This window comes from Flavobacterium silvaticum, from assembly GCF_012911565.1.
Classification (GTDB): Bacteria; Bacteroidota; Bacteroidia; order Flavobacteriales; family Flavobacteriaceae; genus Flavobacterium; species Flavobacterium silvaticum.
In genome coordinates, this window is record NZ_JAAMPU010000102.1 from 72,996 (window position 1) to 84,653 (window position 11,658).

Below are 11,658 nucleotides of genomic sequence, written 5' to 3' on the forward strand. Positions count from 1 at the left end.
TTGGACGATTATTCTTACCGATAATGTTGCGGTTAAAAAGTATTGGGTATTTTTTTTAAGTAGTCGACCAATGGCATTTCATTAACTTTATTTTAGTAGTGCGAAATCCCTAAATCGCATGCTTACCTACTGGCTAATTTGTGGTTCCCTAAGCCCAAATGAAGCACCAATACGTAATTATTACCGATAACCACCACGAGTTAGCGGAAACAAAGGCCGCGTTGTCTTTATTCCCAAAATACGAGTGTTGTGGAACTGCAGCCGACTTTGATAGTGGGCTGGAATTGGTATTGGAAAAACTTCCCGACCTTATTTTTCTCGAAATTGATCCGGATAACCCCGAATCAGGGCTTAATCTGAGTTTTATAAGTGAGCTTTATCGTTTCCTGAACAAACCGCCACAAATTATAGTGACGGCCAAATCCCAGGAAAAAGCATTCCAGGTTCTTAAATATGGTGTGCTGGATATGCTCGTTGCACCATTCCGGTCTTTTGAATTAAGGAAGACGTTACTCCGTTTCGAGAAAGATTTTGGAACCGTTCCCATAATGGAAGTAGTTCGCGAAACCCCGGAGCCAACACCTATTATTGCTACGATTGAAGCAGCTCCCATAGAAAAGCCGCTTATTCTTTGCGTAAAATCGTATGGGGATTACCGTTTTATAGAAGCGGCTGATATTCTTTATATGCAGGCAGATAACAATTCAACCGATATCTATCTCAGGAACGGAGAGATGGTTACGGCCTTCAAAACGCTTAAACAATTTGAAACTTCCCTCAAATTGCCGTTCGTCCGTATACACAATAGTTATATAGTCAATAGTGACTTTGTAACACGTATACATCTCGGAAATTCTGTCTGCTACCTCAAAGATTCGCTTAAAATTCCATTTTCGAAGTCCTATAAGGACAATGTAGATGGTATTTTGAACCAAATTACGGGCGGAAACTACCTTGAATTTTAATCCATCCACATTTTAAACTGCATTCATTCACTAACAAACGAATGCATTCTACCAATCAGCCCTGTATTCATGGGGACTGACAGAGACATCGTGTATACTTTTACACCTGTAACGCATGAGTGACGCGTTGCTCCAAAAACTAAAATATCACGAACAAAATAAATGTCTCAAATTATGAAAAAAGCAATTTTAACTTTCGGTCTATTTACCATGGTAATGGTATTGACTTCGTTCACAGCACCTGATCAGGGTGGAAACGGACAACAACTTCCAAAACAACCTAAAGGTCTAGATTATATGGATCAAGGCGGAAATGGACAGCAACTTCCAAAACAACCTAAAGGCCTTGATTATTTGGATCAAGGCGGAAATGGACAGCAACTTCCAAAACAACCTAAAGGCCTTGATTATTTGGATCAAGGAGGGAATGGACAGCAGCTTCCAAAACCAACTAAAGGACTTGACTGACCAGATTTGATTTTAAAAATATTGTAAATATTAGTACAAAATGAAGGGCTATCGTTTGATAGCCCTTTTTTTATATTTTGATGAAAAGAATAGTTTTACTTCTAAGTTTAGTTTTAATTTTTGGATGCGATACTACTCAATCTTTTGATGAAGTTGTAAATCATTTTAAAAACTACGATAAAAGTCACGATGTTAGACAACTTTTGGTGATAGAACAAAAACTGAGATTCACTAATAATGATTCTGTAAAATGTCATTTTTATTTTAAGTTGGCAAATCGATATTGGAACTCGTACAATCTGTCTCAATACAAAAGGGTATGTGACAGTTTAAATCATTTCCTAGAAAATAAGCAAACCTCACAACAAGGAAAATTGCAATTATACTATGCTGAATATTTCGATGCTTTTGGTGGACAAAAATCCTTTAGAAATATAAATAGAGCAATCAAAATATTTTCAAAAAATGACGATTATCGAAATCTAGTTAAAGCGCTGAATGTAAAGGCAAATTTTCTTTACTCCAAAGGAGATTATTTAGGAGCAGAGATAACAGGATTAAATGCTTTGAAAGTTGTTGAGGACAATAAAGAATATGATTTTGGAGATCAACAAACAATCATTTATAATCTTTTGGGGATGGTTAGTAGAGAAATGAAAAATTATAAAGAATCAAAATTATACCATCTTAAGGCTTACACAAGGTATTTAAAAGAATCAAAGGTTTCAAAATTAATTGTTCCTAAAGAAATAATAAGGTACAATATTGCCTTAATTGAATTTGATAAACAAAACTTTAAAAGAGCAACCAGAGATTTATTCGCCATTTTGAATAATCAGAATATTTCAAAGGAGCATGAAGTTTTTTATGCGAATGTTCTAGATGCAGCAGGCTATTCTAAATTCAAAGCGACAGGATTATTGGATGATAAACTTATGCTTGAGGCCTTGAAAATTAATGAAAAACACAACATTCGAGATAGAGTAATTTTGAATAAAATTCACTTGTCTGAAATTTATTATAAAGAAAATAAAGTTGATAAAGCACTAAAATTTGCTAAAGAAGCTTCACAAATGGCCCAGACAAATAATTTAATGGAAGAATTAGTAATGGCAAATAAGCGAATAGTGATGATGGAAATGTCCCGCGAAAACTTTATTCGATATACTGATGCAACCGAGAAAATTCATACACAACTCTTAAAGAATCGTGAGAAATATTATAGGATGGACTATGAACTTGATAATGTACTTTTGGATTTAAAGAGCACTAAAAAAGAAAAAGTAAGATGGATTTTATTATTATTATTAGGTATATCGATTTTATTTCTACTGTTAATTATTATCAACCAAAAGTTTCAAAACTCAAAAATAAAAACCAAGCAGAGAGAATTGTCGGCAAACCAAAATTTTTATAAACTTTTCCTTAAACAAAAACAATCATATGAGTTAAGTATACAATCTAGTAGAATGAAAATTGCACGCGAATTACATGATGGAATTATGAATAAACTGTCAAGCATTAGACTAAATATTCATGGAATTCTTAATAGCACCTACTCAAAAGAAGATTTTGAATCTTATTTATCAGATTTAAAACAATTGGAATTTTCGATTAGAAATATTTCTCACAACATAAGCCATGAAATAGAAATAGAGAATTTTGTACCAATGATAAGGAACCTAATCAAAGATTTCAAGAACCATAATAAAGGAAGAACAGTAACTTTTCATTTAGACTCTGAAATAGACTGGATAAAAATAGATTTAGATATAAAAAAGAATTTATATAGAATCTTTCAAGAATCGTTAAATAATATACAAAAACACTCCAACGCAGATAAAATATTCATCGGAATTGAAAAAAAGAAAATTATAATAATTGATATTTTGGATAATGGAAGTTCATTCAAAAAAAATTTTAATTTAGGGAATGGCATAAAAAATATTAAAAGTCGTGTTAGTGAAATGAATGGAAGGTTAACAATTTCAAAAAAAGAGGGCTTTAAAATACATATTGAGATATGATAAATCTTTTAATAATAGAAGATCATTTTGGAATGATGCATGGATATAAAGCCATTCTATCAAAAGAATTTGAATTAAATATCAGTTGGGCCTCTTGCTTAAAAGAAGCACTTCTCTTAGTTCAGAACACAAATCAACATTTTGATGTTATAATTTTGGATATAATGCTACCTTCTGAAGGCAAAAGCAATGTGAAGATTGGGCAAGAAATTGGAAAAGAAATAATTAAAAATAGGATTGGGTCAAAAATAATGGTCATTACGTCATGCGTAGAAACATTATTAATTCAAGCAATAATAAAAGACATTAACCCAATTTGTTTCTTAAATAAGGCTGATTTCGATGATCAACAATTAATTGTTGCTTTTAAATCGGCACTTACAAATAAGAAATATTTCACAAATTCAATAATAAAAGCACATGATAATATTGTCAATCAAAAGCTTTATCTAGATTCTACAAATCAAAAGATAATAATTTTGCTTAATGAAGGTATTAAAACCAAGAATTTACCAAATTATTTAAATCTATCTTTAACTGCTATTGACAAACGTAAAGCAATTATTAAAGAATTTTTCAATATATCCAAAGGAACGGATGAAGACATATTATTTGAGGCAAGATCAAAAGGATACATATAATTTCATTTTTCAGTATTTGAAAAATGGCATAATAATATTAGTTTTTATTTTTATCAATTGTCATAGAGAGAAATCTAAAGAAATAAATAACACTTCAAAAATAAAAGCGACTCGGGATTCTACGATTGCAAATGCTAATGGACCTATTTCATTACTTAAAACTCAAGCACAGATTTTATTAAATTCTCCAAATACTTTTGAAACCAGAAAGAGTCTTATTTCAACAGCTAATAAATTTTATGAGCTAAATGAAACGAAAGACTTTTTGGATCTAACAAACCGAGCCGCTATTTTAGCAAAAAAGTCTAAAGATACATTAAATCTTGGAAAAAGTTATAGATACAAAGCTGAGTATTACAGAAGGACTTATGTTCCCGATAGTGCTTTATATTTTTATACCAGAGCTGAAAAATTATTTGAGCAAATTAAAGATCAAGAGGCTTTGGGTAAAATACTTTTAGGAAAAGGAATCTTACAGTATTACGAAAGTGATTATTTAGGCTCTGAACTATCATTAACTAGAGCGTTATCTGATTTGACAGAAACTGAAAATAATCAAAGTATTTATGAAGCTCTTACCATGATAGGGGTTATTGCGAATGACTTAAAAGAATATGATAAAGCAATTACCTACCATACAAAAGCATATAATTTAACAAAAACCAAGGGTCTTAAAGGTAATGGTCAAGCGGTTACATCCTTGAATAATATTGGGAACGTTTATCAAAATTTGGGAGAATACAATAAGGCTATTGATTTTTATAATCAAGCATTAACTGAAGACAAGTTTCTCAAAAAACAATTCCCTGATATTTATGCAATGATAATAGACAATTTAGGATATTCTAAATTAAAGAGTAACATTTATAAAGGCGTTAGAGAACAATTTGAAACATCATATAAAATAAGAGATTCTCTAAATTTTACTTCCGGTAAAATCTACAATAAAATACATTTGTCCGAACTTTCATGGAAAACTAAAGATTCAATAGAGTCAAAAGGCTTTGCGATGGACGCTGTCAAATTATCAAAAAATTCTAATTCACCACTTGACTTACTTGCTTCATTAAAACAAGCAACGAAAGTTGATAAGAAAAATGCATCCTATTATTCGGAAATTTATATAAGAATAAATGATAGTCTCCAACAAGCAGAAAGATTATCAAAAGACAAATTCGCCCGAATCCAATTCGAAACCAACGAAATCTCCGAAGCCAATTCCCAGCTCCAGACCCAAAACCGCAACCTGTTTCTATTCTTCATAGGCACGGTCATGATAGGCCTGCTGTTGTTCGTCATCCGGACGCAACGTGCCAAGAACCGCGAATTGTTGATGAAACAAGCACAGCAAAAAGCCAACGAAGATATTTATAACCTCATGCTGGCCCAGCAGAATAACATAGAGGAAGGCCGTATCAAGGAAAAGAAACGTATTGCGCAGGAATTGCATGATGGGGTGTTGGGCCGTTTGTTTGGCGCGCGTATGAACCTGGACAGCCTCAACCGGGCCGAAGGCGATGAAGCACGCGAAAAAAGTGTCAACTACCTGAACGAACTAAAAAATATCGAACAGGACATACGCGAAATATCCCACGACCTGAACCGCGAAAAAACGGTGCTTATCAATAACTTTGTGGCCATCCTTACGAATCTGTTCGAGGAGCAGTCGGCGAATTTCGAACCTGAGGTAGATGTAGAGTTCGATCAGGAAATCAAATGGGATACGGTAGGCAACAACCTCAAGATAAATATTTACCGCATATTCCAGGAAGCATTGCAGAACATCAATAAATACGCAAAGGCATCCCATATCAAGGTATCCCTTGAACTCGAAGATAACCAGATACGGCTTGATGTGGTAGACGACGGACTGGGTTTTGATGCCGACAAAAAGAGCCGCGGAATCGGGTTGCAGAACATGGTTTCACGAACAAGCGAATGTAATGGCGTGTTCGATATTAAATCCCAAAAAGGCAAAGGCACTGCCATTACCATTTTATTTCCTATTTTGCCAACCGTTTCACAAGAGACGCTTTCGAGTCCCACCCCAATTCTCGCATAAATAGAACAAACAACTACAAATAACTACTAATGTCAGAAAAAATCAACATCTTAATTGTAGACGATCATCCGTTTATAATTGAGGCCTACAAAAATGCCATAAAGGGCTATAGTTCCGGAGACAAAGAGTTCACGATTACCCAGGCCAATGACTGCCGTTCGGGTTACGATCAAATCACGAATCCGGATAATTCGTTCCAGATTGCGTTTTTTGATATCAGCATGCCGCCTTACGAAGAAAAAAATATCCATTCGGGCGAAGACCTCGCATTGCTCATCAAAGACAAAATGCCAGATTGCAAAGTCATTTTGCTCACCATGCACACCGAGCTTCTCAAAATCAATAATATTCTTAAAGTTATCAATCCGAACGGATTGGTCATCAAAAACGACCTCACGTTTGACGAATTGCTCACGGCCTTCGATAAAATATTGAACCACGAGAATTATTACAGCCAGACCGTGGTGCGTCTGGTAGGGCAAATCCAGGCCGATACGATAGATTTGGATCAGTTCGACAAACAAATCCTCTATCATTTGTCAAAAGGCATCAAGACCAAAGACATTCCAAGCTATGTTCCGTTGTCTTTGAGCGCCGTTGAAAAACGTAAGCTCAACCTAAAGGAAAACCTTGGTGTCAAAGGCGGTTCCGATATAGATTTGATACGCCAGGCCAAAGGCAGGGGACTTTTATAACAGCCCTAAAATCAAATATGCGGGAAACCGTAATCAAATATACGGGAAACCGTAACAATCGAAAGATGCCATGTGTGTAATTTAGCAGCATAAAGTTTTAGTCTAACTAATAAACCTTTAAAGCTCTCACAAGCACAATTTCTTTCAGTCTGCTCCACGTTGGCAGAAAAAACTGATTCTAAAAAAGCGATACATTAGGGAGTATCGCTTTTTTTTTTGCTATTCATCGAGAGCGTTCCAGCCGCGTGCCTTTAGCGGGATCTTTGTGTTTGCCCGGGTCACCAGGTTTGATCCGGCCGATGCCTGTGTCATGTGCCCGATGACCGTAAAATTCGGGTTGCCTTTTATCTTGTCGAAATCTTCGAGCGGAATCGTGAACAGCAATTCATAATCCTCGCCTCCGTTTATGGCCACCGTGGTCGCGTCTATATTGAATTCTTCGCACGTCGAGATCAGTTGCGGATCGAGCGGTAATTTATCTTCATATAAATCACATCCGGTATTCGATTGTTTGCATAAATGAAGTAATTCAGATGACAATCCGTCCGATATATCGATCATTGAAGTTGGCTTGATCTCAAGGGCATGGAACAACGTGCGGACGTCGGTTCGGGCTTCCGGCTTGAGTTGGCGTTCTATCAGATAAGTATACGCATCAAGATCGGGCTGGGAATTCGGGTTGACCAGAAAAACCTGCTTTTCGCGTTCCAAAACCTGCAGCCCCATGTAAGCCGCTCCAATATCGCCGGTCACTACAATCAGGTCGTTTTCTTTGGCGCCGTTCCTATAGACGATTTCTTCGGATTTGGCAAGGCCGATGGCCGTTACGCTAATGATAAGCCCCGTTGTGGATGATGTGGTATCGCCACCTACGACATCAACCTTGAACGCCAAAGCCGCCAATGCAATCCCGGCGTACAATTCTTCAATAGCTTCAAGCGGAAACCTATTCGATACCGCAATGGAAACCGTAACCTGTGTCGGACGCGCATTCATGGCACAAATGTCCGATACGTTTACCGACACGGCTTTGAAACCAAGATGCTTCAACGGCATATACGACAAATCGAAATGGACGCCTTCAATGAGAAAATCGGTAGATACGACAACCTTTTGGTCACCCGGATCGATTACGGCGGCATCATCCCCAATTCCGGTAAGCGTCGATTCCTGGGTTATGCCGAAGTTTTTGGCCAGATGATCTATAAGGCCAAATTCGCCGAGCTGTGCAATCGAGGTGCGTTGCGGATCTTTATTTTCCAACATGGTAATAGGTTTAGGCTGCAAAGGTACGAAGTGGAATTCGTTATGACTGAATTTTCCTGTTTACCAATATGCTGTTTACATTTTTTTGTAAACACGAAAATGGGAAACACGCTTTATTGTAACGTTTAAACCGATTCGTCCAAAAAAAATTAAAAAAACAAAATCCTACTGACAGACTGTTGTCACAACCCGCTTCTACTTTTGGCCTGTAACTAAAAAACAAGATCATCATGAATGCAACAACCACAGCACAGGTCATCAGCCCGGAAGCTCTACTGCAACACTTCCAAGGACATCGTTCGTTAACCAGAAGAGTAATCGAGGCGTTTCCGGAAAAAGATTTTTTCGAATTCTCGATCGGCGGGATGCGTACACCGGCCAAACTCGTGACAGAAATGTTGTCGATAGCCGCTCCCGCATTGCAGGCCATTGCCAACGGTGACAACAATCCGTACATCGAGCCCAAGATTTCAGAAACCAAACAAGCTTACCTGGAACGTTGGGACGAAGCGACCGATTTGATCAACGACAACTGGAAGAAACTGTCGGTGGAAGATTTCGGTGAGATGTTCAACCTTTTCGGGCAGTATAATTTTCGCGTCATCGAGAACATTTTCTATATCATCGATAATGAAATCCATCATCGCGGGCAATTGTATGTGTATTTGCGCGCTTTGGGAATCACGCCTCCGTTTTTCTGGGAACGTGAAAGGTAGTTTTGACGGTTTTTGGAGAGGTATTTCCGTCAGGCGATGTTTGAAGCAGATGAGTCAGTATAAATTTTAACAAGATATACATATTTTCTACAGCTGCATTAAAGCAGGATTTTGTAGGGATAAACACCGGCCCCTTCCCTATGACAAGATAGTGTTTCCGGAATTACCTCAGGTACATAAAAAATGTAGGCAACACTTTTTTCTGCAAAGAACCGAACGACAAAAGATAACATTATCTAAAAGCCACGTCACAACCGCGCCTTCGCCGATTCAAGCAATTCGGCTATGCGCTCTTTGATCCAATCCGGTTCAAGAATCGTCGCCAAATCGGCATACATCATAAACCAGCGCGCAAAACCATTTTTAGGATTACGGCTCAGGAATGTCATTTCGATTCCCTGGGCCGTTTCTTTTTGCGAACTGAACCCAAAACTCCTGCGGTCGTCTTTGATGTATTTTGCTACGTCTTTGCCCACAAGAATCCGGATCAGCGTGGTTTCATGGCCGGGCGAGTCGAGATACGTTTCCAATGCGTCATGTGATTTGCTGAACTTTTGTTCGCCCAGCGTGATCTTATGGATGCGATCGGTGCGGAACTGCCGGTAATCCTGCCGTAAATGACAATAGCCGTACACATACCAGTTACCGTTCTCATGGAAAATACCCACGGGTTCAATGATACGGTGCGATGGTTCATCGGCCGAAATGGCTTCATAGAATAAATTCAACTGCAATTTTTCACCAATGCTCCTGAAAACCGTTGCCATGGCATTAGGGGCAATGTGTCCGTGGATTTCTTTCGGGTTCCGGATCAATACTTTCGATTCGATTTCCGATACCATATCTTTTTCCTCGCTGCGCAACACCGATTTCAATTTGAACATGGCCGATTCATAATGTTCGCCCAATTCTTTATCGGTGAACTGCTGCATGAGCTTTTCGGCCGCTATGAAACTCGACGCTTCTTCGCGCGTGAACATCACCGGAGGCAACCGATAGCCGTCAATAAGGGAATATCCAATCCCGGCTTCGCTATAAATGGGTACACCCGATGCTTCGAGTGAACGGATATCGCGGTAAATCGTCCGCAGGCTTACCTCGAAACGGTCGGCCAATTCCTGTGCTTTCACAATCTTTTTGGATTGCAACTGGATCAGGATGGCCACGATGCGGTCAAAACGTTTGGGCGATTCGTCGAACATAAATGCGGTTTGGACAAAGATACGTTTCGGCATTCGTAAAAAAAGTTGCGCGGCAAATCGATTTGTCTGAATTTTATCAAATAAGACTGAACTTTAAAGAAAACATATAAAAATGACACTATATACAGCCGAATGGCAGGACAAGGAAACCATAAATATATTTTCAAACGGACGATCCGTTGGCCGGATCGTGTTCGATACACCCGGAATCGTGGCTTTTGGCGACGCAGACGTTTATGCAGATGGACAGCAGTTCCGGGTGGAAAGGAACGGCTCTTTTTATCCGCTCACACAAAACGGAACCGAAGTCTTTACCGCCGTTTTCGAGCCGTTGTGGGGAAATCTGCAATTGCGATTGGATAATTCAGATACCGGTTACGACATAAAGGGCAAATGGTTCAAGGCAGGTACACGGCTGACCGATTCCGAAGATAATGACCTGGTCGTCGTCAAGTCTGAACCGTGGCTTGTACAAACCATGGAAATACAAATCGTGGATATCGACATTTCAGACCTGATGATCGTGGCGACTTTGTATCATCATGTACGGGCATCGGCGGCCAAGGTGATGCATGTGGTTTTGGGGTAGATTTCATGGGAATCTAAAAAATTAAACGATGACGGTACAAGAATTTCTGACAGTATATAAAAATGACATTCCTGAAATGTGGGATTCATATATTAGTTTTGAAGACTGGCGCACCGCATTTTACCAAAAGACTTTGGTATTTCATCAAGAGACCAAACAATCTTACTTTGAACAGGTTGGCAAAATTATCGCTCAAAATAATTATGACGCATATTATCCCGATCTTGTAAAATATGCCTACTCAGGACTGTTTACTAAAAACGATGAAATTAGTTTTGTCATCCTGATCCAACAACTGATTGCAAAAACAGATTCGATAACAGTCGAGTCAGAAATGCAGGAGCTGCTTGAATTTATTTACTCACTTTCCGATTTTTTCGTGCATGAATATTTTCCTGAAAACCGGTTGAGGTCAAGTCTGACAAAACTCAAAGCCAAAATAATTGAAAAGGAAAACCTTGATAAAGAAGGAACCCGGGAATCGATCTTTCGGTTTTTCGACTTAATGCTTTAACCAAAAAATAAATCCTTCTGCTACCATGTTTACGACAGACCAAATCAAAGCCGCTCATTCCAAAGTAAAATCCGGAGCCGATTTCCCCGCTTACATTCGCGAGATCAAAGACCTTGGCGTCACCTATTATGAAACGTTTGTGTCCGATGGCCATACCGATTTTTTTGGAGCCGATAACTTCAAAGCGTCAATGCCGGCAAAATATCAAAAGCTCAAAATTTCCCAAACCAGCAATGAAAGCCAATTCAAATCGGATCTTAAATCCCATCAGCAGGGGCAAACCGATTATAGTACTTTTTGTGCCGATTGCGCCAAATCGGGTATTGAAAAATGGGCTGTCGACCTACAAAAAATGACGTGTACCTATTTTGACAAAGCCGGAAATCAAATGCTGGTGGAACAAATTCCGGGTTAATGAATCTCAAACGGGTGACATAAAAACAAAAAAGCCCATCCAATACGGACAGGCTCTGTATGCTAAGAAATTATTAATTAGTAATCGTTACTTATTAA

The 11,658-nt window shown here is 38.2% G+C and carries 12 protein-coding genes; 10 read left to right on the forward strand and 2 right to left on the reverse strand.

Going from position 1 to position 11,658, the window contains the following annotated elements; all coding sequences use genetic code 11:
- Positions 1-158 precede the first annotated feature (158 nt).
- The 6 genes from G6047_RS06445 (at position 159) to G6047_RS06470 (ending at position 6,858) form a co-directional block, all read left to right on the forward strand.
- Positions 159-965: a LytR/AlgR family response regulator transcription factor gene (locus G6047_RS06445; RefSeq protein WP_169526668.1), complete on the forward strand. Its 807-nt coding sequence runs from the start codon at positions 159-161 to the stop codon at positions 963-965.
- 174 nt (positions 966-1,139) lie between these two features.
- Positions 1,140-1,433, forward strand: a complete 294-nt coding sequence (locus tag G6047_RS06450) for a hypothetical protein (RefSeq protein WP_169526669.1) — start codon at positions 1,140-1,142, stop codon at positions 1,431-1,433.
- Positions 1,434-1,513: 80 nt separating this feature from the next.
- Complete coding sequence (locus G6047_RS06455; protein WP_169526670.1) at positions 1,514-3,460, forward strand: sensor histidine kinase; 1,947 nt, start codon at positions 1,514-1,516, stop codon at positions 3,458-3,460.
- Complete coding sequence (locus tag G6047_RS06460) at positions 3,457-4,101, forward strand: response regulator (RefSeq protein WP_169526671.1); 645 nt, start codon at positions 3,457-3,459, stop codon at positions 4,099-4,101. Before G6047_RS06455 ends, G6047_RS06460 begins: the two co-directional genes overlap by 4 nt.
- 16 nt (positions 4,102-4,117) lie before the next feature.
- Positions 4,118-6,163 carry a tetratricopeptide repeat-containing sensor histidine kinase gene (locus G6047_RS06465; RefSeq protein WP_169526672.1) on the forward strand — a complete coding sequence of 682 codons (2,046 nt, stop codon included), beginning with the start codon at positions 4,118-4,120 and terminating at the stop codon, positions 6,161-6,163.
- Positions 6,164-6,192: 29 nt separating this feature from the next.
- On the forward strand, positions 6,193-6,858 hold the full coding sequence (locus G6047_RS06470) for a response regulator (protein ID WP_169526673.1): 666 nt from the start codon (positions 6,193-6,195) through the stop codon (positions 6,856-6,858).
- Between the two features lie 219 nt (positions 6,859-7,077).
- On the opposite strand, the gene thiL is transcribed toward G6047_RS06470, so the two are convergent.
- Positions 7,078-8,124, reverse strand: coding sequence for a thiamine-phosphate kinase (thiL, locus tag G6047_RS06475; protein ID WP_169526674.1), 1,047 nt, complete (start codon positions 8,122-8,124; stop codon positions 7,078-7,080).
- A 230-nt stretch (positions 8,125-8,354) separates the two neighbouring features.
- Here thiL and G6047_RS06480 point away from each other — a divergent pair, with 230 nt between their 5' ends.
- The gene (locus tag G6047_RS06480) at positions 8,355-8,840 is read left to right on the forward strand and encodes a DinB family protein (protein WP_169526675.1); all 486 of its coding nucleotides are present in this window, start codon (positions 8,355-8,357) and stop codon (positions 8,838-8,840) included.
- A gap of 248 nt (positions 8,841-9,088) precedes the next feature.
- On the opposite strand, the gene G6047_RS06485 is transcribed toward G6047_RS06480, so the two are convergent.
- The gene (locus G6047_RS06485) at positions 9,089-10,075 is read right to left on the reverse strand and encodes a helix-turn-helix transcriptional regulator (RefSeq protein ID WP_235946505.1); all 987 of its coding nucleotides are present in this window, start codon (positions 10,073-10,075) and stop codon (positions 9,089-9,091) included.
- A gap of 79 nt (positions 10,076-10,154) precedes the next feature.
- On the opposite strand from G6047_RS06485, the gene G6047_RS06490 reads away from it, so the two are divergent.
- From G6047_RS06490 to G6047_RS06500, 3 genes are read left to right on the forward strand one after another with little or no spacing between them, the layout of a single operon-like run.
- Complete coding sequence (locus G6047_RS06490; RefSeq protein ID WP_169526676.1) at positions 10,155-10,631, forward strand: hypothetical protein; 477 nt, start codon at positions 10,155-10,157, stop codon at positions 10,629-10,631.
- Positions 10,632-10,659: 28 nt separating this feature from the next.
- Positions 10,660-11,145: a hypothetical protein gene (locus G6047_RS06495; RefSeq protein WP_169526677.1), complete on the forward strand. Its 486-nt coding sequence runs from the start codon at positions 10,660-10,662 to the stop codon at positions 11,143-11,145.
- 25 nt (positions 11,146-11,170) lie between these two features.
- Positions 11,171-11,560, forward strand: coding sequence for a DUF1398 domain-containing protein (locus G6047_RS06500; protein ID WP_169526678.1), 390 nt, complete (start codon positions 11,171-11,173; stop codon positions 11,558-11,560).
- The last annotated feature ends 98 nt before the right edge of the window (positions 11,561-11,658 follow it).

Excerpts from the sequence above, each read along its gene's own strand:
- G6047_RS06455 (WP_169526670.1), top strand. The coding sequence starts at position 1,514 with ATGAAAAGAATAGTTTTACTTCTAAGTTTAGTTTTAATTTTTGGATGC.
- G6047_RS06450 (WP_169526669.1), top strand. The coding sequence starts at position 1,140 with ATGAAAAAAGCAATTTTAACTTTCGGTCTATTTACCATGGTAATGGTA.
- G6047_RS06470 (WP_169526673.1), top strand. The coding sequence starts at position 6,193 with ATGTCAGAAAAAATCAACATCTTAATTGTAGACGATCATCCGTTTATA.
- G6047_RS06500 (WP_169526678.1), top strand. The coding sequence starts at position 11,171 with ATGTTTACGACAGACCAAATCAAAGCCGCTCATTCCAAAGTAAAATCC.
- G6047_RS06485 (WP_235946505.1), bottom strand. The coding sequence starts at position 10,075 with ATGCCGAAACGTATCTTTGTCCAAACCGCATTTATGTTCGACGAATCG.
- G6047_RS06495 (WP_169526677.1), top strand. The coding sequence starts at position 10,660 with ATGACGGTACAAGAATTTCTGACAGTATATAAAAATGACATTCCTGAA.
- G6047_RS06460 (WP_169526671.1), top strand. The coding sequence starts at position 3,457 with ATGATAAATCTTTTAATAATAGAAGATCATTTTGGAATGATGCATGGA.
- G6047_RS06445 (WP_169526668.1), top strand. The coding sequence starts at position 159 with ATGAAGCACCAATACGTAATTATTACCGATAACCACCACGAGTTAGCG.
- G6047_RS06490 (WP_169526676.1), top strand. The coding sequence starts at position 10,155 with ATGACACTATATACAGCCGAATGGCAGGACAAGGAAACCATAAATATA.
- G6047_RS06480 (WP_169526675.1), top strand. The coding sequence starts at position 8,355 with ATGAATGCAACAACCACAGCACAGGTCATCAGCCCGGAAGCTCTACTG.
- thiL (WP_169526674.1), bottom strand. The coding sequence starts at position 8,124 with ATGTTGGAAAATAAAGATCCGCAACGCACCTCGATTGCACAGCTCGGC.